We start from the raw sequence: 19,224 nt of genomic DNA, 5'->3' as shown, positions 1-19,224 counted from the left end.
GCGTTTCAATGATGAATTCGAGAGCGGCCGCGCTGGACGGCCTCCGCGGAGTCGCGGTTCTTTTCGTGATCCTGTTTCATTACTGGCAAAATCTGCCGACGGGCGGCTTCGTCGGCGTCGACATATTCTTCGTGCTGAGCGGCTATCTCATCACGACTCTCCTGCTCGACGAGCTGGAGACGAGAAGCTTTCGCTTCTCCTCCTTTTTCCTGCGCCGCACCATTCGTCTCGCGCCGGCCCTCTGGGCGATGGCGCTGGGAACGACGCTCATCGTCGCCGCTCTCTCCATCCCGCCCCACGAGCTGCCGGGCGACCTCGGCTTCGTTCTCACCTACACGAGCAATTGGAAGCGCGCCTTCATCGAGCGTTTCGGCGACTCCTTCTATTTCTCCCATGTTTGGTCGCTGGCGGTCGAACAGCAGTTCTATCTGAGCTGGCCCTTGCTGCTCGCAGCGGGCGCCGCACGCTTGTCGCGCTCCGACCTTCTGAAGGCGATCCTCATGGGCGTCGCCGTCGTGACGCTCTGGCGCTGGCTCCTCCTCTATGACGGCGCACGGACGTTTCGCATCTATCACGGCTTCGACACGCGCATAGACGAGCTGCTGGTCGGCTGCGCGCTGGCCGTGGCGCTGTCTATGCCCGGCCTGCGCGCCGCTCTCGTCGAATGGCTGAGGACGCGGCCGACGCTCTCGGCGACGCTGCTCGCCGCAATGCCGATATTGGGCGCTTATATGGACATAGGAGGCGTCGCGCTGGCGATCTTCGGCTACACCCTGCTCGCAGTCATCTCGGCGATGGTCATCATTGACTGCCGATACAATCCGATGTCGCTTTCCGCCCGCATCCTCTCGAACCGACCGCTCGCCTATCTCGGCGCCATCTCCTATGGCGTCTATCTCTGGCATCAGCCGATTCTCGCGCTCTTCATCGCCAGCGGCTCCGCATTCGGTCTCGAGCAAAAGCGCGTCGCTTTTCTCCTCACAGTCGCGATCGCTTCTGCGAGCCATCACATTCTCGAGCAGCCGCTGCTGCGCTGGAACGCGGCGAGACGCAGCCGAGAAAGAGCCGCCGCGCCACGCCATCTGCAACCCGCGCCGGGCGCGCTCGCCTGAGCGCTGGACTTCTCCGTGCTTCCTCCGCACATTCCCCCAATGCGCCAATCGCTCCATCACTTCCATGTCGAAACCCGCGGCAAGGGCTTTTACGACGTCACCCGCGTCGTCTCCGCCTGGGCGCGCGGCGAGGGGCTGACGACGGGCCTGCTGACGTTGTTCTGCCGGCACACATCGGCCTCGCTCACCATTCAGGAAAACGCCGATCCGGCCGTGCTGCGCGATCTCGAACGCGCCTTCGCCGGCCTCGCGCCGGAGGGCGCGCGCCTCTATGAGCATGATACGGAAGGCCCGGACGATATGCCCGCGCATATAAGGACGGCGCTGACGCAGACGCAGCTCTCCATTCCGCTGTCGCGCGGCGCTCTCGTGCTGGGAACTTGGCAGGCGATCTATCTCTTCGAGCATCGCCATGGCGCGCAGACGCGCGAGCTGGTGGCGCATCTCCTCGGCGAATGATCCAAAGCGGGACATGCGAGGAGCGCCGCCTTAACCGACCCGCAAGCCTAATGAGCGATAACGCTTGCCGTTAGGCTTTTCTGCGTTTGCGTGTGGCGTTTCGGCCACGCTTCCGCGGGTCGAGACGGGGCGTCAGCGTATGAGTCGTCGGTCGGGAGTGAGCTGGGCCATAGGCGTCATCGCGCCCTGGTGGCTGGGCGCTGGCCTGTTGGTGTCCTTCACCGCGGCCGCCGGCCAGGACCCTTCGCAAGGCTGGAACACAGCGCCGCATCTCGCGCGCCTGCAGACGGCGCGGCTCTCCGTCGGCGCGCCGGAAGACATTCACGCGCAGCCGGACGAGCGCGAGCCGCATGCCGCGCTGAAACCCCACGCCGAGGCTTTCCCCGAGGTGGACCGCACCAAAAAGGGCGATCCCGTCATCGCCATGCGACCCTCCTTCGACACGCGGCGCAATGACAGCGAGACGGTGGAGATTTCGCTCGGCGCGGACAGCGAGACGACGACCATCTCCCTCGCCGAGCCGGAAGCCGCCGACCTCCCCGCCGATTCCAGCGGCGCGCCGACGACGCAGCGCGGCAATGGCCAGGCCTCTCCCTCGCAGCGCGGCTCGGCGACGACGCAACGCATCTCCGAGGCGATGCGCGAGCGCGCCGCCCATGGCGCGACGCCGCAGGTCGCGCGCGCTGCGGCGCTCGCCTCCTCGACGCCGGCGCAGCCCGACGCTGTGCCGATCGCCGTCGCCTCTTTCGCGCCCTCGCGCGCTCTGCAAGACGCGAGGATGCCGCCCGATTACGCCTCGCTGATCGACCCCGACAAGCTGGCGCGCGAGAAGCGCTGCCTCGCCGAGGCGGTCTATTTCGAATCGCGCAGCGAGCCGGAGGCGGGCCAGGCTGCGGTGGCGCAAGTGGTGCTGAACCGCGTGTCCTCCGGCCTCTATCCGACCAGCGTCTGTGGCGTCGTCTATCAGAACCGCAGCCATTACAAGGCCTGCCAATTCTCCTTCGCCTGCGAAGGCCGCAAGCTGCGCGTCACCGAGCCCGATTCCTGGGCGACCGCCCAACGCATCGCCGACGAGGTGATGAACGGCCACACCTATATTTCGGACGTGGGCCGCTCGACGCATTACCACGCCAATTACGTGAAACCGCGTTGGGCCAAGCAGCTGAAGAAGATGGACAAGATCGGCAATCACATCTTCTATCGGCTGCGGCCGGGGCAGACGTGAGACGAGCGCCTCAGCGACGCTCCGCGAAGCTCACACGCAAATCGGCCATGCGAATGATCATCGCGCGGCGCGGATCATAGGGCAGCTCGCCAAACCCCCATCGAGCGTAAAAGCGACGCGCATCATCGTCGAGCGGATGGGTGAGGAGTCCGGCGCCGCCGATGATCTCAGAAACGCGCAACGCCGTCTCGAAAGCAAAGAAAAGAAGATCTGCGGCGTATCCCCTTCCCTGACAGGCTTTGTCCACCGCGAGCTGTCCGAGCAATAGGACGGGCACGGGGTCGGGGCGATTGCGTTGTTGCGGCTTCGGCAAATAGGCGCGCTCGATCTGCGCCGCGCTCATCGCCACATAGGCGACAATGAGGCCCGTGTCGCCCGCCGTCATCACATTGACGCGCGACACGTCATTGAGCTGGTTGATCCAGGCGCGGCGGCGAAACCAGTCGTTGAGGGACGCTCGCCCGCAATCGAACTGGCTGCGGTCGTCGCTTTCCCGGAGCGGCCGCGGCGGCGACGGCGCCGCGATCTTCATTTTTTCCAAGAGGGCGTTCGCTGCGCCAACGCCGAAAGCGCGGCTATCGGCTCCGCGGGACGGTCGAGCCACGCCTCGAACGCTTCCCAATCTTTCGCCAGTATAGTGACGACGCTGCGCTCGATCACCTCGGCCTCCGCCGCCTCCACCGCCTTGCGACGCATGAATTCGCTCAACGTCATGCGCGACTGCGCCGCCGCTTCTTCCAGCAGCGCGCGCTCGTCGGGCGAAACCCGCACGCTCAGGACGGAGGTTGCGGTGGATTGCTCTTTCATGCGTATGACAATAGCATACAGACTCGAAATTTCAATTCGAGCGGGCGGTTTCGCGACGGCGATGTCGGAAGAAAAGCCACGAACGATTCGAGAGCGGATATTCGCCTGGGACGATTGGCTGGCGACGCTCGAGTTTCTCGTCGATCTGTTCGGCTGGCTCAACGTCTTCAAATAAAGCGGCGTGCCGCCGCCCCTCAATACAACCTCGCCCCATTCGGCACGGCCCGCTCCGGCGCGACCAGAACGACATCGCCATTTTCATCAGGAAAGCCGAGCGTCAGCACCTCGGACATGAATTTGCCGATCTGCCGCGGCGGGAAATTCACCACCGCCGCCACCTGGCGCCCGACCAGCGTCGAAACATCGTAATGAGCCGTGATCTGCGCGCTGGAGCGCTTCACGCCGAGGCCAGGGCCGAAGTCGATCTCGAGCTTATAGGCGGGCTTGCGCGCCTCGGGAAAAGCATGGGCGGCGACGATCGTGCCGATGCGAATGTCGACGGCCGAAAAATGCGTAAAATCGAGCCGTTCGGCCGCAGGCGCGGCGGGGTCGGGGCTCATGCGTAAAATCCTGGCGCGCCGATTTTCGTCGAGAAGCCGCACGAAGGCGGCTTCTCGACAAAGAATGCTCGCCGCCGGCCCACGCTCGCGGCGGGCCGGCGCCGTCTCAGTGCGCGGCCCAGTCGTCGCGCGTCGGCAGCACGTCGCGCTGCGTCTTCATCTCGACCCAGGCGAAGGCGCCGTTCGGATCGGCGACGGCGATGCTGTTCTCGATGATGAGCTTGTCGCACAGCATCACGCAGATGGCGTCGATCGGCGCGCTGGTGTCGTTCTCCTCGGTCATGCGATCGATGGAGATCTCGCCCTCTTCCTCGCCGTCGACGAGGTGCATGATGAACACCTCCTCGTGACCGGCGACGCCATGCGCGTTGACCCTGAAAGTTTCGCCACGATATTGGAATTCGCGGATCATGCGTTCCCTTCCCCCAGTTCCCACGGCGCGAGCGCCGCAATCGTCTATACCAGCCGCGCGCGAGAGATTCCGTCCACGCGCGCGCGGGATGGCGGCGAAGCGCCATCGGGGAAAATGCTATAGCGCAACCGAGCCGCTTCGAAAACCTCGCGCGCGAGCGGATCGGCGCGGCATTTCGCTCGCGGGACCGGCGGGCGGCGCCACGCATATGGGCGCGCCGCGTCGCGAAACTTTCGCTATGATCGGCAAAGAGTGATTTCCGGCCGGATGGGCTCCGGCGCGCCGACGTTGGCGAATTTGTGAAAAAAACGCCGCTCGGGGCGCTCCCGCTCCGGGCCGCCGTCTAGCGATCGGGCCGAAAGAATGATGCGACGTCTCATCCTGCTGCGCCACGCCAAAGCCGACGCCCACTCCGCGGGGGGCGATCGCCAGCGCCCGCTGACCAAGCGCGGCGAGGAGGACGCCCGCTCCGTCGGCCGCTATCTGGCCGAGGCCGGGCTGGCGCCGGATCTCGCCGTCGCCTCCGACGCGCGCCGCGCCAAGCGCACGCTGGACCTCGCTCTGGAGGCGTTTCCGCGCGAGGTCGAGCACAGGCTGGACGACGAATTCTATCTGGCGACGCCGGATCGCCTGCTGGACGCCGTGCGCCAGACGCCGGCCGAAATCTCCACCCTGCTCGCCATCGGGCATAATCCCGGCTTCGCCGAGCTGGCCTCCGCCCTCGCCTCCGACGGCGAGCCCGAGGCGCTCACCCGCATGCGCTCCAAATATCCGACCGCGGCGCTGGCGGTGCTGGATTTCGACGCCGAGGATTGGGCGATGGTCGGCGAAGGCGCCGGCCATCTCGAGCGTTTCGTGACGCCTGGCGATCTGCGCGGCGGCGTCGCCGACGAGCCGGACTGAGGCGCAGCCTCCCGCGATCTTCGGCCGATCGGCTCGCACGGCGTCGCCGCCTTCCTTCTCCTCGCTTGCGGACGCTTGCGGGAGGAAGGTGCGGATGAGGGGCTCGGGGCGTTTTCCGTCCCTGGCTAATGCCCGAGCCCCTCACCCCGGCCCTCTCCCCGCTCTCGCGGGGAGAGGGAGGACGGGCCGTATCACTCGTCGCCGCCATGGACGCCGGGCGGCTCGGGCTGCGGGTTGAAGGCCTGCGCGCCAGCGGCGCTGAAGACGAAGCCCGCGATCAGGCCGAGGGTCAGAAAAAGCTTCTTCATTGGGGTTTGCTCCGAAATTTCGTGATTGTTCGAAAATGTATTGCCGCTCGTTCTCACTCGTCGCCGCCGTGGACGCCGGGCGGGTCGGGCTGCGGATTGAAAGCCTGCGCGCCGGCGGCGCTGAAGACGAAGCCCGCGATCAGGCCTAGGGTCAGGAAAAGCTTCTTCATCGGGGTTTCTCCATTCGGTGTTTCGCGTCATTTGCGATGTGTGGAGATTAGCCGCCGCTCTCCCCGGCGTTTGTGCGCTGGCGAACATTGCGCGCCCTACCCAAATCGCCGGCCGCTTGTTACACGAGAGGCGACCCCGCACGCCCGAGCCGCCACCTTGTCGCAGATTTCCGATCTTCTCTTCGACACCACCGTCGCCGCCGCCAGCCTCAAGGATTTTCTGGCGGGCGGGCGCTTGCGGCTCGGCGTCACCGGCCTGTCGCGCTCCGGCAAGACGGTGTTCATCACCTCGCTGGTGCATCATCTGACCCGCGCCGTCGCCGCGCGCGACGCCACGCATGGCCGCAAGAATCAGCTGCCCGTCTTCCGCGTCGCCGCCGAGAATCGCCTGCGTAGCGCCCATCTCGATCCGCAGCCGGACGACGCCGTGCCGCGCTTCTCCTATGAGGAGCATCTTTCCGCGCTGACCGGCGCCGATCGCCATTGGCCGCAATCGACGCGCCGCATCTCCGAGCTGCGCGTGACGCTGGAATATGACCGCAAATCCGCCGGTCTACTGTCGAGCTTCCGGCCCGGTCCTGCGCGGCTGGACATAGACATCGTCGATTATCCCGGCGAATGGCTGCTCGACCTGCCGCTCTTGGAAAAATCCTATGCGCAATGGTCGCGCGAGACGCTGGAGGCCGCCTCGGCCGCGGCGCGCGCGACCATCGCCGCCGATTGGCGCGGCGCGACGGCGGGCGTCGATCCGAAGGAGCCTGCCTCCGAGGATGTGGCGCGCAAGCTCGCGGCGCTGTTCACCAATTATCTGCGCGCCGCCAAGACGGAGCGCTTCGCCCTCTCCACCTTGCCGCCGGGGCGCTTTCTGATGCCAGGCGAGCTCGAGGGCTCGCCGGCGCTGACCTTCGCGCCGCTGCCCGTGGAGGAAGGCTCCGCACCCCCCTCCGGCAGCCTCGCGGCGATGATGGAGCGCCGCTACGAGGCCTATAAGACCCATGTGGTGCGGCCCTTCTTCCGCGATCATTTCGCGCGGCTCGATCGCCAGATCGTGCTGGTCGACGCGCTCGCCGCGCTGAACTCCGGCCCCGCCGCCGTGCGCGATCTCGAGACCGCGCTCGCCGATGTGCTGACCGCCTTCCGCACCGGCCGCTCCAGTCTGCTCTCGACCATCTTCCGTCCGAAGATCGACCGCATCCTCTTCGCGGCCACCAAGGCCGACCATCTCCACCATACGAGCCATGATCGGCTCGAGGCCGTGCTGCGCCACCTCACCTCGCGCGCGATCGAGCGCGCCGAGGGCGTCGGCGCGACCATAGACGTGATCGCGCTCGCCGCCGTGCGCGCGACGCGCGAGGCCATCGTCAAGCATGACGGCGAATCGCTCGCCGCCATCGTCGGCACGCCGATCGAGGGCGAGCGCATCGGCGACGACGTATTCGACGGCGTGGCGGAGGGCGCGATCTTCCCCGGCGAATTGCCGGCCGATCCGCGCCATGTCTTCCGCGGCGACGCGCTGGCGCTGGCCGAGGAGGATGCCGATTTCCGCTTCCTGAAATTCCGCCCGCCGATCGCCTCCCTCGGCCGCGACAAGGAGCCCTTGCCCTTGCCGCATATCCGGCTGGATCGGGCGATGGAGTTTTTGTTCGGGGATCGGTTGGGGTGAGGTCTGGCCTTTCGTCCCGCCGTGAGACGCAGACCAATTCCCTTGAAGGCAAAATGATGGCACCTTCCATTTATAGGTGGCGCAAGACTTCGGACGTCAATCGCGATTACGCGCTGTTCGAGTTGATATGTGGTGAGACTGCGCTACTCGACCTTGGATTTTCTGACGACGGGACACTTGAAATTGTCTTCAATACAAACATCAGCGGAAAGATTTTAGGATGGGCGGAACTTCTCGAGTTGCTCGAGGAGGGCAAAGCCTTGGCGGAGCTTGATCGATGAAATCAGCCAAATGCTTGCGAGGAAGCGGCGTCAATACAACATGGTTCTGCGACAGGCTATCCGGTCTACGGTCGGAACAACGTCGCCTCGAGCGGCCAAAATGGATTATTTTTCTACCAATTTGCTGCGGTTGAAAACGATGATGTCTGCCGATTCGTCATCCTGGAAATGTTCATGCTCCCACTTAGGGTTCAATTGCATCTGCTCTGCACATCGAGCAAAGAAATCTCTCAGGGCGAGAGCTTTGGATTGATCGATACATATTGTGACCTCTCGTAGCTCTATTAGTTTTTTTCCATTTAAAAGGCCATAGCCGTAAAGCTTGATCGTCATCACTCACTCCATGCCCTCGAGAATGGACAGCTTCTCATAGAGCGATCCGAAACGCTCGAGACTGGACTCATAGGCGGACATGACATGCACTCGCGGTCGCGACTTGTCATGCTTTTCGACATAGGCGCCGAGCGCGTCCTCGACAATCGACTGAAGGGGCCGACCCTCTTTCTCGGCGATCCTACGAATTGCTGTCAGCAAATCGCGATCGACGCGGGCGACAATTTTCTCCCGAGGGATGGTCATCACATTCTCATCGGCATGAAGTTAAGCTCTCGACAATAGTTCGATCACCGCCTCGAGACGCGAGAAATCCTCGACCACATGCTCCGCACCCTCCTCGCGCAGTCGCTCGGCCTCAGCGCCGCTTCCCACGCCGAGAAAAGAGAAGCCGAGCGCTCGCGCCGTGACGACGTCCCAGACTCCATCGCCAACCAGCACGATCCTCTCGAACGAACCAACTGTGCGCTCGACCGCAAGAGAGAAAATGCGCGCGCGTTCGATGGCGTCATCGCCGCAGGCGAAGGGAAAGCCCCCAATGTCGACGCCGGCGACTGCAAGCTTCATCGAAATCGGCGCTCGCCACGCGCCTGTCGCGATCGCCACCTCGAAGCGAGCGTCGGCCGCGAGAGCGCTCAAAAGACGCGAAGCGCCGAGCGTCTCCTGAAGAACCTCGCGACCGGACACCGCCGCCTCGAGACGCGACATGAAACGTTGCCGAAAATCGCGCAGCTCCTGCGCCGTCGGCGCGCGACCGAACCTGTGCGCATAGAGCTCCGTGACGACGCCGGGGTCGGTCACATGCTCATAGGTCGTCCAGTCCAGACTTATGTCGGTCGTATCGAAATGCTCGAACAATGCCGCGCCATAGCACTCGCCGTCCACGGCCATCGACTGGATGAGAGTGCCATCGACGTCAAAAACGACCAAAGTCTTGCGTTTTGTTTCAAAAACCGCGGCCATCGGCCTGTCCTCTCGAAATAAAAAAGGCGGGGTCGCCCCCGCCTCTCTTCGCTACTCGCTATTCGCCCGCTCTCACCGCGCCAAAATCGCCAGCAGCAGCAACGCCACAATGTTGGTGATCTTGATCGCCGGATTCACGGCCGGGCCGGCGGTGTCCTTATAGGGGTCGCCGACCGTGTCGCCCGTCACCGAGGCTTTGTGCGCGTCGCCGCCCTTGTAATGGGTGACGCCGTCCTTGTCGGTGAAGCCGTCTTCGAAGCTCTTCTTGGCGTTGTCCCAGGCGCCGCCGCCGGAGGTCATCGAGACCGCGACGAAGAGGCCGTTGACGATGACGCCGAGAAGCGCCGCGCCCAGCGCCGCAAAGCCATTGGCCTTGGAGCCGGAAATCAGCGTCACGCCGAAATAGACCACGATCGGCGCCAGCACCGGCAACAGCGACGGAACGATCATCTCCTTGATCGCCGCCTGCGTCAGCATGTCGACGGCGCGGCCGTAATCCGGGCGCTCCGTGCCATCCATTATGCCGGGCTTCTCCTTGAACTGGCGGCGCACCTCCTCCACCACGGAGCCGGCCGCGCGGCCGACCGCCGTCATGGCGACGCCGCCGAAGAGATAGGGGATGAGGCCGCCGAGGATGAGGCCGGCGACGACATAAGGATTGGCGAGATCGAAATCGACCTTGCCGATATCCTTGAAGTAGGGAACGCCGCTCTCGGTGAAATGCCGCAGATCATTGGAATAGGCGGCGAACAGCACCAGCGCGCCGAGACCGGCGGAGCCGATGGCGTAGCCCTTGGTGACGGCCTTGGTGGTGTTGCCGACGGCGTCCAGCGCGTCGGTATTGTGGCGCACTTCCTTGGGCAGGCCCGCCATTTCGGCGATGCCGCCGGCATTGTCGGTCACCGGGCCGAAGGCGTCGAGCGCGACGATGATGCCGGCGAGGCCGAGCATGGTCGTCACGGCGATGGCGACGCCATAGAGCCCGCCCGCCTGATAAGCGAAGATGATGCCGAGCGCGATGACGATCGCCGGCGCCGCCGTGGCCTCGAGCGAGACGGCGAGGCCCTGGATGACATTGGTGCCATGGCCCGTCACCGAGGCCTGGGCGATCGACGCCACCGGGCGCTTGCCCGTGCCGGTGTAATATTCGGTGATGTAGACGATGAGGCCTGTCACGACGAGGCCGATGAGGCCGGCGAAGAACAGGCCATAGCCGTGGATCGCCTCGCCATTGGCCTTGCCGATCTCACCCCAGCCGACCGTGAAGGTGGTGGCGAGGAAGAGGCCGCCGATCGACAGCACGCCGGCGGCGATGAGGCCCTTGTAGAGCGCGCCCATGATCGTGTCCGGCACGCCGATCTTGTCGAACAACGGGCCGGCGATCTTGCCGATCTCGGAATCATCGGCGCCGAGCTTCACGAAATAGGTGCCGGCGATGGAGGTGACGATGGAAAGGCCGCCGATCGCCAGCGGATAGACGATCGCAGAGGCGAGGCCCGCCTGCCCGGCGAAGAAGATCGACGCCAGAACCATGGTCGCGACAATGGTGACGACATAGGTCTCGAAGAGATCGGCCGCCATGCCGGCGCAATCGCCGACATTGTCGCCGACATTGTCGGCGATGGTGGCGGGGTTGCGCGGATCGTCCTCGGGAATGCCGACCTCGACCTTGCCGACGAGATCGGCGCCGACATCCGCGCCCTTGGTGAAGATGCCGCCGCCGAGGCGCGCGAAGATGGAGATCAGCGAGCCGCCGAAGCCGAGCGCCACCAGCGCGTCGACCACGACGCGATCGGAAGGCGCATAGCCCGCGAAGACGGTGAGGATGAAGTAATAGATCGCGACGCCGAGCAAAGCGAGGCCGGCGACCAGCAGGCCGGTGATCGCGCCCGCCTTGAAGGCGATGTCGAGCCCGCCGGCGAGCGATTTCGTCGCCGCCTGCGCGGTGCGGACATTGGCGCGCACGGAGACATTCATGCCGATGAAGCCGGCCGCGCCGGAGAGCACCGCGCCGATGAGAAAGCCGAAGGCCACCGCCCAGCCGAGCAGAATGACGAGCAGCACGAAGATGACGCCGCCGACATAGGCGATCGTCGTATATTGGCGTTTCAGATAGGCCTGCGCGCCTTCCGCGACGGCGCCGGATATTTCCTGCATGCGCGCAGAGCCGGCGTCCGCCTTCTCGAGTTCTTGCCAAGTCTTGACGCCATAGGCGACAGACAATAGTCCGAAGACGATGCTGAGAAACAATACCATGACGATTGCGCCCTCTCCGTTCCTCGGCCGCGCGCGCTGATTTGTTCTCGTGGCCCGCGCTTGCGGCAATTTCGTCCCCGCGACAACGATAGTCCGACCGCAGTCGAATCGTACGGCTGCGGCGCCGGGGGAAAAGCGCGTCAGTCATGCCAGAAACACCGGTTTTCGGCAATGCCGGCAAAGGTCGCGCACCGCCGCGCGATTAGAAGTGACTGAAGGATAGACGGTTGAATTTTATAATCGTTCCAGAAGAATTTAAGAATTGTGGCGGCTCGGCGCCGGCTGTGACGACGCCGATCTCAGCGAGGGCGATCCCCGCCTTCCCTGCCGCCAGCGCGGGGGCGGCCTCGGCGGAGGCGCAGCAGAGGATCTCGTAATCGTCCCCGCCCGTGACCGCGCGGGAGAGCAGCTCCGGCTCGCGCGCGATCGCCTCCTGCGCCGCCGCCGAGAGCGGAACCTTCTCGAGCTCCACCCGCGCGCTCGTGCCGCTCGCGCGCAGCAGCTTGGCGAGATCGCCCGCGAGCCCATCGGAGACGTCCATGGCGGCGCTGGCGTGCGCGCGCAAGGCTGCGATCAAGGGCAGCCGCGGCTGCGGAAGCCGGTAGCGCTCGAGCAGATGCGTCCGCGCGCCCTCGCCGAGCCTTTCCGCGAAAGCCTCGCCGCGCGCGACGCCGAGGCCGAGCGCGGCGTCGCCGATCGTCCCGGAGACGAAAATGCGATCCCCCGGCCGCGCGCCCGATCGCGAGACGAAGCGCGTCGCGCGGCCGAAGGCGGCGATGGAGATGGTCAGAGGACCGGGCGTCGCCGTCGTGTCGCCGCCGAGCAGCGGACAGGCGAATTCGCGCGCATCCTCGGCGAGGCCGGCGGCGAAGCTGCGCGCCCAGTCATTCGTCCAATCGGGCGGCAGCGCCAGAGTAAGCAGAAAACCCAGAGGCTCCGCCGCCTTGGCCGCGAGATCGGAGAGATTGACGCGCAGCGCCTTCTTGGCGACGAGGCCAGGCGGATCGTCGGGGAAGAAATGCACGCCGGAAACCAGCGCATCGGTGGTGACGACGACCTCCCGCGCTCCGCCCAACGGCAGCAGAGCCGCATCGTCGCGCAGGCCGAAGGCGCTCTCCGCGGCGAGCGGCGCGAAGATTTCGGCGATCAGCTCGTCCTCGCTGAAGCGGCGCTCCGCCATGAACTCTCTCTCGAAAGCGAGTCTCCCGGCTCGCATCGCCCCTGGCCGAACAGTCCCCTCATCCTGAGGAGGCCCCGAAGGGGCCGTCTCGAAGGATGGGCCGCCGCGCCTTCTGAAGCATCCTTCGAGGCTTTTTGCGTTCCGCAAAAAGCGCCTCAGGATGAGGGCGCGTGGTTTCGATCACGCGCCTCACTTCTCGGAAAAATGCTCCGGCCGCGCCTGTCGCGCCAGACGATCCAGCACGGCGTTGATCATGCCGGATTCGGTCGCGCCGAAAAATGCGCCGGCGACGTCCACATATTCCTTGATGACCACTTTGACAGGTATGTCGCGCCGAAACCCCAGCTCGAAGCCGCCCGCGCGCAATATGGCGCGCATCACCGCCTCTATGCGCTGCAGCGGCCAGCCGCCCTGCAAAGCCTGGTCGAGCGCGCGGTCGATCGTCGCCTGATTGTCGAGCACGCCCTTCACGATATCGCGAAAAAACTGCAGCTCGGCCGGCTTATATTGGTCGCCCTCGATCTCGCGGCCGATCCAATGCGACTCGAATTCGGCGTAGATCTCGTTGAGGCCCTTGCCGGCGACCTCCATCTGATAGAGCGCCTGCACAATGGCGAGCCGCGCCGCCGATCTCTCCTCGACGCTCACGAGCGGCCTCCGAGCTTGCGCTTCAGGCGCACCAGCGCCAGCGCGGCCAGCGCGGCGTCGCCGCCCTTGTCGGCCCCGCCCTGCTTGGGATCGGCGCGCACGGTCGCCTGCTCCTCATTGTCCACGGTCAGGACGCCATTGCCGAGCGGGAGACGGCGCGCGACCGAAAGCTCAGTGAGCGCGCGCGCGCTCTCATTGGCGACGATCTCGAAATGATAGGTGTCGCCGCGAATGACGCAGCCGAGCGCCACCACGCCCTCATAAGGCGCGCCGGCGGCCTCGGCCGCGTCCAGCGCTATGGCCGCGCCGGCCGCCAGCTCCAGCGCGCCGGGGACGGTGATGGTGGTGACGTCGCAGCCGAGCTCCTCCAGCGCGCGGACGGCGCCCTCGTGCAGAAGCTCGACGATATCTTCGTTGAAATGCGATTCGACGACGAGAATGCGCGCGCCTTCGACAGGCGCGAGATCATCGTCATCGGCGCGGTAGGACCCTGCCATTCACGACTCCATGGGCGGAGGGGCCGCCCCTCCCTCACCCTCTTCCGCTTCGCGGGAGAGGGATGCAATGAGCGCTGCGCGCACTCTCTTATGAAACGCGCAACCTGCCCCCTCTCCCGCGAAGCGGGGGAGGGCTGGGGAGGGGGCGCGCGACGCTCTCTAGAAACGAAGCGGCGATGGATACACATTTTTTCGGGGAAAGCCTACCGCTCGCGAATGTCGTCGGACACATATTTGCGCCGATGGCTATCGGCTCGTAATCAATTATTTTTTGGCCGACGAGGAGGACTGAATGTCTATCTCGAATCCGTCTGAGACGGGAGCACGGCACATCTCTTTTTCTGCTAGAGAGAGAGCCGAGGATTCTGTCGAGTTGGCGATACGAGCGTTCGGAGAAGATTTTTGTGCCAGCGGAGCGGCATTTTTCAGTATCGCGGAGCTCAAAATTTTTGTGTCCGCGCTTCGCGGTTTTCCATTGATTGAAGAGCCATTTATATCTGGAGGATATTTTGATGACGCCGGAGATAACATCTCTAACGAAAATTTCTACATTTCCGTGGCAAAATTAAATACAACAGGCCTTTTGGTGATGAAGGTCAGAGCATTTACGCCACACCCAGAATATTGGAAGAAAGGACTGGGCTCTGGAGGTCAATGCAGCTATTTTCTATATTATGAAGATTTAAAGAAATTCGCTGATGAGTTCGAGCGCCTCATCGAAGGCGAATCCTCATATTTAATTTTAGCAACTTCATGAACATTTGAGAACGCCTGATGCACAGCGGCATCCACGTTAGGACGCAGTTCGATAGTCTGTCCGATACGAAATGACAACGCCAATCGCTTCAACAGCTTGGACAGGCCCAGCCAGCGTTGTGCAAGACGCCGTCGTCGCGAGCCGAATGATGACGCCCTACTTCGCTTCCGCCAGCCGGGCGGCGTATCTCGCCATCAGATCGACCTCGAGGTTGAGGCGGTCCCCTGCCCTGTAGCCGCCCCAGGTCGTCACCGCGAGCGTGTGCGGGATGATGAGAACGGAGAAGCGGTCGCCCTCCACCGCATTCACGGTGAGCGAGGTTCCGTCCAGCGCCACAGAGCCCTTCTCGGCGATGAAGCGCGCATATTGATGCGGCGCCTCGATCCAGAAGCGCGACATGCCGTCGAAATCATCGCGCGAGACAATCGTCGCGACGCCATCGACGTGGCCGGTGACGATATGGCCGCCCAATTCGTCGCCGATCGTCAGCGAGCGCTCGAGATTTATGCGGCGGCCGACCGCCCATTCGCCCGCCGTGGTGCGCGCCAAGGTCTCGGCGGCGGCGTCCACCTCGAAGACCGTGCGGGCGCCATCGCGGCGCAGGCCCACCGCCGTGAGGCATGGGCCGGAGCAGGCGATGGAGGCGCCGAGCGCGATGCTCTCCAGCGGATAGGCGCAGGCGATGGCCAGGCGGCGCAATTCGCCGCGCGGCTCGACCGCGAGGATTTCGCCGACGTCGGTGACGAGGCCCGTGAACATTTCAGCCGATCCTCTCGTAGCGGGTCATGCGATCGACGCCGAGCATGGCCGTATCGGCGAGGCGATAGCGGCTCTCATCCTCGAGAATGGCGCGCGCCGCCGGGGTGAGCGCGAGCCGGCCCTGACGGCCGAGCGGCTTCAGCCCGGTATGGAGAACGACGTCGTCGGCGAGCGCGGCGGCGAGCAGGCTCTCGGCGATGCGGGGACCGCCCTCGCTGAAGACGCGGGTGATTCCACGTTGCGCCAGCAGGCCGAGCGCTTCCCCCAGAACAAGGCGGCCGGCGGCGTCCACTCCGGCGCGCGCGACCTCTATTCCGGTGGCGGCGGCGAAGTCCTGCGCCTCGGCCTCGGCGACGCCCTCCCCTACGATGACGAGCGTCGGCGTCTCGCGCGCCGTGGCGGCGAGGCGGGAGCTGCGCGACAGGCTCAAACGCGCATCCAGCACCACACGCAGCGGCTTGAAGGCCTCGAGGCCGGGCAGGCGCACGGTGAGCAGCGGGTCGTCGACAGAGGCAGTGCCATAGCCGACCATGATCGCGCTGTGCAGCGCGCGCTCGATATGGGTGACGCTATCGGCGAGCGCGCCGGTGATGAAGAGGCGCGGGTCGTGCTCGGCCCCGGCGGCGTAGCCGTCCGCCGTCTGGGCGAGCTTCAGAGTGACCATGGGCCGCCCCTGCGTCACCCGCAGAATATGGCCGAGATGATCGGCGCGAGCCTCACGCGCACGCACGCCGGTCGTCACCTCTATTCCCGCTTCCCGCAGCCGGGCGTGGCCGCGGCCGGCGACGCGATCGTCCGGGTCCTCGAGCGCCGAGACGACGCGGGCGATTCCAGAGGCGATGATCGTGTCCACGCAGGGCGGCGTCGCCCCGTGATGGGAGCATGGCTCCAGAGTGGCGTAGAGCGTCGCGCCGCGCGCAGCCTCGCCAGCGGCGGCCACGGCGACCGCCTCGGCATGCGGACGCCCGCCCAGCGCCGTATAGCCGCGCGCGATCACGACGCCATCCTTGACGAGGATCGCGCCAACGGCGGGATTGGGCCCGGTGCGGCCGAGATTGCGCCGGCCGAGCGCCAGCGCCGCCGCCATGAAGGCGTCGTCCAGAAGGTCCAGTGAATCGGATTGCGGCTTCGTCGCGGTCATCTCCCGCCCGGCGCGGTTTCGGCGTCCACCACCGTATCCGCGCGCTGCTCGCCCTCGCTATGCGACAATTCGTCGATCAGCGCATGGAAATCGCCGATCTCGCGAAAGTCACGATAGACGGAGGCGAAACGCACATAGGCTACGTCATCGAGCGTTTTGAGGCCCTGGATCACCAATTCGCCGATCTGCGTGCTCTCGATCTCCGTATCGCCGGAACTCTCGAGCTGGCGTACGACGCCATTGACCATGCGCTCGACGCGCTCGGGATCGATGGGCCGCTTGCGCAGCGCGATTTCCAGCGAGCGCATCAGCTTGTCGCGATCGAAAGGCACGCGGCGGCCCGATTTCTTCACCACGATCAGCTCGCGCAGCTGCACGCGCTCGAAAGTGGTGAAACGGCCGCCGCAGCCGGGACAGACGCGCCGACGCCGGATCGAGGAGGAATCCTCGGCCGGCCGGGAGTCTTTCACCTGCGTGTCGGGCGAGCCGCAATAGGGACAGCGCATCAGTGTTGCTTTCGTCGCTTCCGACTTTTCATGTCGCGTCGGTGCTCTCGGTTTCGAGCTGCTTCGAGAGTGGCGGCATCGAGACGAACTCGCCGATCCGTTTTCTGTCCTCTGAACAGAAAGCCCTTGTAGGGATAGCCATGAGGCCAGAACTCGGCTCTCGGAAGACAAGCTTCTTCTTCGTCAATTTAACGGCCTTCAGACTGGACCATGGCCAAATTTTCGTGACCCCGGCGCCGTCCCTCGAAAGAATAGAGATCGCATCCAATTCGTAATAACGATCGAGAGCCCCCGGGACCATCCGATTGAATTTAAAATATATTTTCAGAATCGCAGAAGCAAAGGCGACCAGCACGGAACCGAGCGCGAACCAAGGCGCCGGGGAACGGAAAAACCAACCGCCAACCAAGCTCGGGTCAAACGGAGCATCCACCATTTCCGGTCGCAGAAACTTCATCGCATCGACTAGCAAGACAAGCCATAGGCCGAATGCCAGCAAGAGCGAAACAAGGAGCACGAGAACAAAGCGAAAAAATATGACAGCCGGTGAAGCGAGAAAGTCAAAAAGACCCAGCGTCGTCCGTCCGAACACTTTCGCTTCCGACATGCTCACCAAATCCTATTTATGCGTCCCCCTCCTCCCAATTGGAAGGAGGGGGACATCATCCGATCAATAGATCGGGAACTTCGCCGTCAACGCGTGGACCTTCTCCTTCACCGCGGCTTCGGTCGCGGCGTTGTCCGCCTCGCCCTTGGCGGCGAGACCGTCCAGCACCTCGACGATATAGCCGCCGACCGTCTTGAACTCGGCCGTGCCGAAGCCGCGCGAGGTGGCGGCCGGCGAGCCGAGGCGGATGCCGGAGGTGACGAAGGGCTTCTCCGGGTCGAAGGGGATGCCGTTCTTGTTGCAGGTGATGTGGGCGCGGCCGAGCGCCGCTTCCGCCGCCTTGCCGGTCAGCTTCTTCGGACGCAGGTCGACGAGCATCAGATGATTGTCGGTGCCGCCGGAGACGATGGCGAGGCCGGCGTCGACCAGCGTCTGCGCCAGAGTCTGGGCGTTGTCCTTGACCTGCTGCTGATAGGCCTTGAACTCCGGCTTCAGCGCCTCGCCGAAGGCCGCCGCCTTGCCGGCGATGACATGCATCAGCGGGCCGCCCTGCAGGCCGGGGAAGACTGCCGAATTGATCTTCTTGGCGATCTCTTCGTCATTGGTCAGCACCATGCCGCCGCGCGGGCCGCGCAGCGTCTTATGCGTGGTGGTGGTGACGACATGGGCGTGCGGGAAGGGCGACGGATGCAGGCCCGCAGCCACCAGACCGGCAAAATGCGCCATATCGACCATGAAATAGGCTCCGACGCTATCCGCGATCTTGCGGAAGGCCTCGAAGTCCCAAATGCGCGAATAGCCGGAGCCGCCCGCGATGATGATCTTCGGCTTGTGCTCGGCGGCGAGAGCGGCGACCTGCTCCATGTCGATGCGCTGATCGTCCTTGCGCACCGTATAGGGAACGGGCTTGAACCATTTGCCGGAGAGATTGACCGGCGAGCCGTGGGTCAGATGGCCGCCAGCGGCGAGATCGAGGCCCAAGAACGTATCGCCGGGCGTCGCCAGCGCGAGGAACACCGACTGATTGGCCTGGCTGCCGGAGTTCGGCTGCACATTGGCGAAGCCGGCGCCGAACAGCTGCTTGGCGCGCTCGATCGCCAGATTTTCGGCGATGTCGACGAATTGGCAGCCGCCGTAATAGCGCTTGCCCGGATAGCCTTCGGCATATTTGTTGGTGAGGACGGAGCCCTGCGCTTCCAGAACCGCCTTGGACACGATGTTCTCGGAGGCGATGAGCTCGATCTCGTCGCGCTGACGGCCGAGCTCGAGGCCGACGGCCTTGGCGAGATCAGGGTCCGAATCGGCGAGCGAGGCAGTGAAGAAAGCGGATTGGCTCATTTAGCATCCTCTATCGAGACAAGGCGCGGCAAGTGACGGCGGCTCCCGGCTCGCCCGCGCCTTCGGGCGGAGCCGTTCGCGGGAAGCGAGGTTTCGCTCGGGGACGCCGGAAACGGCGACCCCGAAACGGCCTCGAGCTCCCGTTTTCAGCGCAAAACTCTTCCGGCCGATCGAAATCCGGCCGCAGAATGCGCGCTCGCGCATCGGTGTGAGGGTTCGCTTATCACGCTCTCGCAGGGACGAAAAGAGGCGCAACCGACGCGGAGACGGAGTTTGTCGCGGCGCCGGCCAATTCGCTCCGCTTTCTGGGGCGTCGCAGGCGATCGAAGCGTCGCCGCG

General features: G+C 64.7%; 23 protein-coding genes. 7 read left to right on the top strand and 16 right to left on the bottom strand.

All coding sequences use genetic code 11. The features are described 5' to 3' along the window. The first annotated feature begins 8 nt into the window (after positions 1 to 8). The 3 genes from METLW4_RS0104380 to METLW4_RS0104370 all read left to right on the top strand — a co-directional run bounded on the left by METLW4_RS0104380 (position 9) and on the right by METLW4_RS0104370 (position 2,796). Entirely contained in the window at positions 9 to 1,112 is a 1,104-nt protein-coding gene (locus METLW4_RS0104380; protein ID WP_018264985.1) for an acyltransferase family protein, read from the top strand. 39 nt (positions 1,113 to 1,151) lie between these two features. Next, on the top strand, positions 1,152 to 1,571 hold the full coding sequence (locus METLW4_RS0104375; RefSeq protein ID WP_018264984.1) for a secondary thiamine-phosphate synthase enzyme YjbQ: 420 nt from the start codon (positions 1,152 to 1,154) through the stop codon (positions 1,569 to 1,571). A 139-nt stretch (positions 1,572 to 1,710) separates the two neighbouring features. Beyond that, the gene (locus METLW4_RS0104370) at positions 1,711 to 2,796 is read left to right on the top strand and encodes a cell wall hydrolase (RefSeq protein ID WP_026191238.1); all 1,086 of its coding nucleotides are present in this window, start codon (positions 1,711 to 1,713) and stop codon (positions 2,794 to 2,796) included. 10 nt (positions 2,797 to 2,806) lie between these two features. On the opposite strand, the gene METLW4_RS0104365 is transcribed toward METLW4_RS0104370, so the two are convergent. The 4 genes from METLW4_RS0104365 to METLW4_RS0104345 form a co-directional block, all read right to left on the bottom strand. Next, the gene (locus METLW4_RS0104365; RefSeq protein WP_018264982.1) at positions 2,807 to 3,328 is read right to left on the bottom strand and encodes a GNAT family N-acetyltransferase; all 522 of its coding nucleotides are present in this window, start codon (positions 3,326 to 3,328) and stop codon (positions 2,807 to 2,809) included. Then, on the bottom strand, positions 3,325 to 3,801 hold the full coding sequence (locus METLW4_RS28505) for a type II toxin-antitoxin system TacA family antitoxin (RefSeq protein ID WP_245258406.1): 477 nt from the start codon (positions 3,799 to 3,801) through the stop codon (positions 3,325 to 3,327). The genes METLW4_RS0104365 and METLW4_RS28505 overlap by 4 nt, the downstream gene beginning before the upstream one ends. Continuing rightward, positions 3,798 to 4,163 (bottom strand): tRNA-binding protein, encoded by a 366-nt coding sequence (locus METLW4_RS0104350; protein ID WP_018264979.1) that lies wholly within the window; start codon positions 4,161 to 4,163, stop codon positions 3,798 to 3,800. Before METLW4_RS0104350 ends, METLW4_RS28505 begins: the two co-directional genes overlap by 4 nt. Positions 4,164 to 4,269: 106 nt before the next feature. Continuing rightward, entirely contained in the window at positions 4,270 to 4,575 is a 306-nt protein-coding gene (locus METLW4_RS0104345) for a hypothetical protein (RefSeq protein WP_018264978.1), read from the bottom strand. A 363-nt stretch (positions 4,576 to 4,938) separates the two neighbouring features. On the opposite strand from METLW4_RS0104345, the gene METLW4_RS0104335 reads away from it, so the two are divergent. The 3 genes from METLW4_RS0104335 to METLW4_RS0104315 all read left to right on the top strand — a co-directional run bounded on the left by METLW4_RS0104335 (position 4,939) and on the right by METLW4_RS0104315 (position 7,900). Next, positions 4,939 to 5,478: a SixA phosphatase family protein gene (locus tag METLW4_RS0104335; protein WP_018264976.1), complete on the top strand. Its 540-nt coding sequence runs from the start codon at positions 4,939 to 4,941 to the stop codon at positions 5,476 to 5,478. A gap of 635 nt (positions 5,479 to 6,113) precedes the next feature. Beyond that, the gene (locus METLW4_RS0104320; RefSeq protein WP_018264973.1) at positions 6,114 to 7,619 is read left to right on the top strand and encodes a YcjX family protein; all 1,506 of its coding nucleotides are present in this window, start codon (positions 6,114 to 6,116) and stop codon (positions 7,617 to 7,619) included. Between the two features lie 53 nt (positions 7,620 to 7,672). Next, a complete protein-coding gene (locus tag METLW4_RS0104315) occupies positions 7,673 to 7,900 on the top strand; it encodes a hypothetical protein (protein ID WP_157234896.1) in 228 nt (75 codons plus the stop codon). A gap of 105 nt (positions 7,901 to 8,005) precedes the next feature. Here the strand turns inward: METLW4_RS0104315 and METLW4_RS0104310 are convergent, their stop codons facing one another. From METLW4_RS0104310 to ribH, 7 genes are all read right to left on the bottom strand, one after another. Further along, a complete protein-coding gene (locus METLW4_RS0104310) occupies positions 8,006 to 8,233 on the bottom strand; it encodes a hypothetical protein (protein ID WP_018264971.1) in 228 nt (75 codons plus the stop codon). 3 nt (positions 8,234 to 8,236) lie between these two features. Beyond that, the gene (locus tag METLW4_RS0104305) at positions 8,237 to 8,479 is read right to left on the bottom strand and encodes a hypothetical protein (RefSeq protein WP_018264970.1); all 243 of its coding nucleotides are present in this window, start codon (positions 8,477 to 8,479) and stop codon (positions 8,237 to 8,239) included. 21 nt (positions 8,480 to 8,500) lie between these two features. Further along, positions 8,501 to 9,196: an HAD family hydrolase gene (locus tag METLW4_RS0104300; protein ID WP_018264969.1), complete on the bottom strand. Its 696-nt coding sequence runs from the start codon at positions 9,194 to 9,196 to the stop codon at positions 8,501 to 8,503. Between the two features lie 72 nt (positions 9,197 to 9,268). Next, a complete protein-coding gene (locus METLW4_RS0104295; RefSeq protein ID WP_026191235.1) occupies positions 9,269 to 11,452 on the bottom strand; it encodes a sodium-translocating pyrophosphatase in 2,184 nt (727 codons plus the stop codon). Between the two features lie 202 nt (positions 11,453 to 11,654). After that, on the bottom strand, positions 11,655 to 12,632 hold the full coding sequence (gene thiL / locus METLW4_RS0104290) for a thiamine-phosphate kinase (protein ID WP_018264967.1): 978 nt from the start codon (positions 12,630 to 12,632) through the stop codon (positions 11,655 to 11,657). A gap of 189 nt (positions 12,633 to 12,821) precedes the next feature. Then, on the bottom strand, positions 12,822 to 13,280 hold the full coding sequence (gene nusB, locus METLW4_RS0104285; protein WP_018264966.1) for a transcription antitermination factor NusB: 459 nt from the start codon (positions 13,278 to 13,280) through the stop codon (positions 12,822 to 12,824). Then, positions 13,277 to 13,777: a 6,7-dimethyl-8-ribityllumazine synthase gene (gene ribH, locus METLW4_RS0104280; protein ID WP_018264965.1), complete on the bottom strand. Its 501-nt coding sequence runs from the start codon at positions 13,775 to 13,777 to the stop codon at positions 13,277 to 13,279. Before ribH ends, nusB begins: the two co-directional genes overlap by 4 nt. Positions 13,778 to 14,069: 292 nt before the next feature. Here ribH and METLW4_RS27630 point away from each other — a divergent pair, with 292 nt between their 5' ends. Then, a complete protein-coding gene (locus tag METLW4_RS27630; RefSeq protein ID WP_157234894.1) occupies positions 14,070 to 14,534 on the top strand; it encodes a hypothetical protein in 465 nt (154 codons plus the stop codon). A 156-nt stretch (positions 14,535 to 14,690) separates the two neighbouring features. Here the strand turns inward: METLW4_RS27630 and METLW4_RS0104275 are convergent, their stop codons facing one another. The 5 genes from METLW4_RS0104275 to glyA all read right to left on the bottom strand — a co-directional run bounded on the left by METLW4_RS0104275 (position 14,691) and on the right by glyA (position 18,885). Continuing rightward, positions 14,691 to 15,293 carry a riboflavin synthase gene (locus METLW4_RS0104275; protein ID WP_018264964.1) on the bottom strand — a complete coding sequence of 201 codons (603 nt, stop codon included), beginning with the start codon at positions 15,291 to 15,293 and terminating at the stop codon, positions 14,691 to 14,693. Position 15,294: 1 nt separating this feature from the next. Next, positions 15,295 to 16,434, bottom strand: coding sequence for a bifunctional diaminohydroxyphosphoribosylaminopyrimidine deaminase/5-amino-6-(5-phosphoribosylamino)uracil reductase RibD (gene ribD / locus METLW4_RS0104270; RefSeq protein WP_018264963.1), 1,140 nt, complete (start codon positions 16,432 to 16,434; stop codon positions 15,295 to 15,297). Continuing rightward, positions 16,431 to 16,940, bottom strand: coding sequence for a transcriptional regulator NrdR (gene nrdR / locus METLW4_RS23970; RefSeq protein WP_018264962.1), 510 nt, complete (start codon positions 16,938 to 16,940; stop codon positions 16,431 to 16,433). The genes ribD and nrdR overlap by 4 nt, the downstream gene beginning before the upstream one ends. Before the next feature lie 28 nt (positions 16,941 to 16,968). Continuing rightward, positions 16,969 to 17,547 carry a hypothetical protein gene (locus tag METLW4_RS0104260; protein WP_018264961.1) on the bottom strand — a complete coding sequence of 193 codons (579 nt, stop codon included), beginning with the start codon at positions 17,545 to 17,547 and terminating at the stop codon, positions 16,969 to 16,971. A 63-nt stretch (positions 17,548 to 17,610) separates the two neighbouring features. Further along, positions 17,611 to 18,885, bottom strand: a complete 1,275-nt coding sequence (gene glyA, locus METLW4_RS0104255) for a serine hydroxymethyltransferase (RefSeq protein WP_018264960.1) — start codon at positions 18,883 to 18,885, stop codon at positions 17,611 to 17,613. Positions 18,886 to 19,224: the final 339 nt, after the last annotated feature.

Source organism: Methylosinus sp. LW4, assembly GCF_000379125.1.
Taxonomy (GTDB): domain Bacteria; phylum Pseudomonadota; class Alphaproteobacteria; order Rhizobiales; family Beijerinckiaceae; genus Methylosinus.
Note: the sequence above shows the minus strand (reverse complement) of the source record. Positions and strands in the feature narration are given on the sequence as shown.

Bases quoted from the DNA above. Each gene is read 5' to 3' on its own strand.
- METLW4_RS0104380 (WP_018264985.1), top strand. From the start codon at position 9: ATGATGAATTCGAGAGCGGCCGCGCTGGACGGCCTCCGCGGAGTCGCG.
- METLW4_RS0104375 (WP_018264984.1), top strand. From the start codon at position 1,152: ATGCGCCAATCGCTCCATCACTTCCATGTCGAAACCCGCGGCAAGGGC.
- METLW4_RS0104370 (WP_026191238.1), top strand. From the start codon at position 1,711: ATGAGTCGTCGGTCGGGAGTGAGCTGGGCCATAGGCGTCATCGCGCCC.
- METLW4_RS0104365 (WP_018264982.1), bottom strand. From the start codon at position 3,328: ATGAAGATCGCGGCGCCGTCGCCGCCGCGGCCGCTCCGGGAAAGCGAC.
- METLW4_RS0104350 (WP_018264979.1), bottom strand. From the start codon at position 4,163: ATGAGCCCCGACCCCGCCGCGCCTGCGGCCGAACGGCTCGATTTTACG.
- METLW4_RS0104345 (WP_018264978.1), bottom strand. From the start codon at position 4,575: ATGATCCGCGAATTCCAATATCGTGGCGAAACTTTCAGGGTCAACGCG.
- METLW4_RS0104335 (WP_018264976.1), top strand. From the start codon at position 4,939: ATGATGCGACGTCTCATCCTGCTGCGCCACGCCAAAGCCGACGCCCAC.
- METLW4_RS0104315 (WP_157234896.1), top strand. From the start codon at position 7,673: ATGATGGCACCTTCCATTTATAGGTGGCGCAAGACTTCGGACGTCAAT.
- METLW4_RS0104310 (WP_018264971.1), bottom strand. From the start codon at position 8,233: ATGACGATCAAGCTTTACGGCTATGGCCTTTTAAATGGAAAAAAACTA.
- METLW4_RS0104305 (WP_018264970.1), bottom strand. From the start codon at position 8,479: ATGACCATCCCTCGGGAGAAAATTGTCGCCCGCGTCGATCGCGATTTG.
- METLW4_RS0104300 (WP_018264969.1), bottom strand. From the start codon at position 9,196: ATGGCCGCGGTTTTTGAAACAAAACGCAAGACTTTGGTCGTTTTTGAC.
- METLW4_RS0104295 (WP_026191235.1), bottom strand. From the start codon at position 11,452: ATGGTATTGTTTCTCAGCATCGTCTTCGGACTATTGTCTGTCGCCTAT.
- thiL (WP_018264967.1), bottom strand. From the start codon at position 12,632: ATGGCGGAGCGCCGCTTCAGCGAGGACGAGCTGATCGCCGAAATCTTC.
- ribH (WP_018264965.1), bottom strand. From the start codon at position 13,777: ATGGCAGGGTCCTACCGCGCCGATGACGATGATCTCGCGCCTGTCGAA.
- METLW4_RS27630 (WP_157234894.1), top strand. From the start codon at position 14,070: ATGTCTATCTCGAATCCGTCTGAGACGGGAGCACGGCACATCTCTTTT.
- METLW4_RS0104275 (WP_018264964.1), bottom strand. From the start codon at position 15,293: ATGTTCACGGGCCTCGTCACCGACGTCGGCGAAATCCTCGCGGTCGAG.
- ribD (WP_018264963.1), bottom strand. From the start codon at position 16,434: ATGACCGCGACGAAGCCGCAATCCGATTCACTGGACCTTCTGGACGAC.
- nrdR (WP_018264962.1), bottom strand. From the start codon at position 16,940: ATGCGCTGTCCCTATTGCGGCTCGCCCGACACGCAGGTGAAAGACTCC.
- METLW4_RS0104260 (WP_018264961.1), bottom strand. From the start codon at position 17,547: ATGTCGGAAGCGAAAGTGTTCGGACGGACGACGCTGGGTCTTTTTGAC.
- glyA (WP_018264960.1), bottom strand. From the start codon at position 18,885: ATGAGCCAATCCGCTTTCTTCACTGCCTCGCTCGCCGATTCGGACCCT.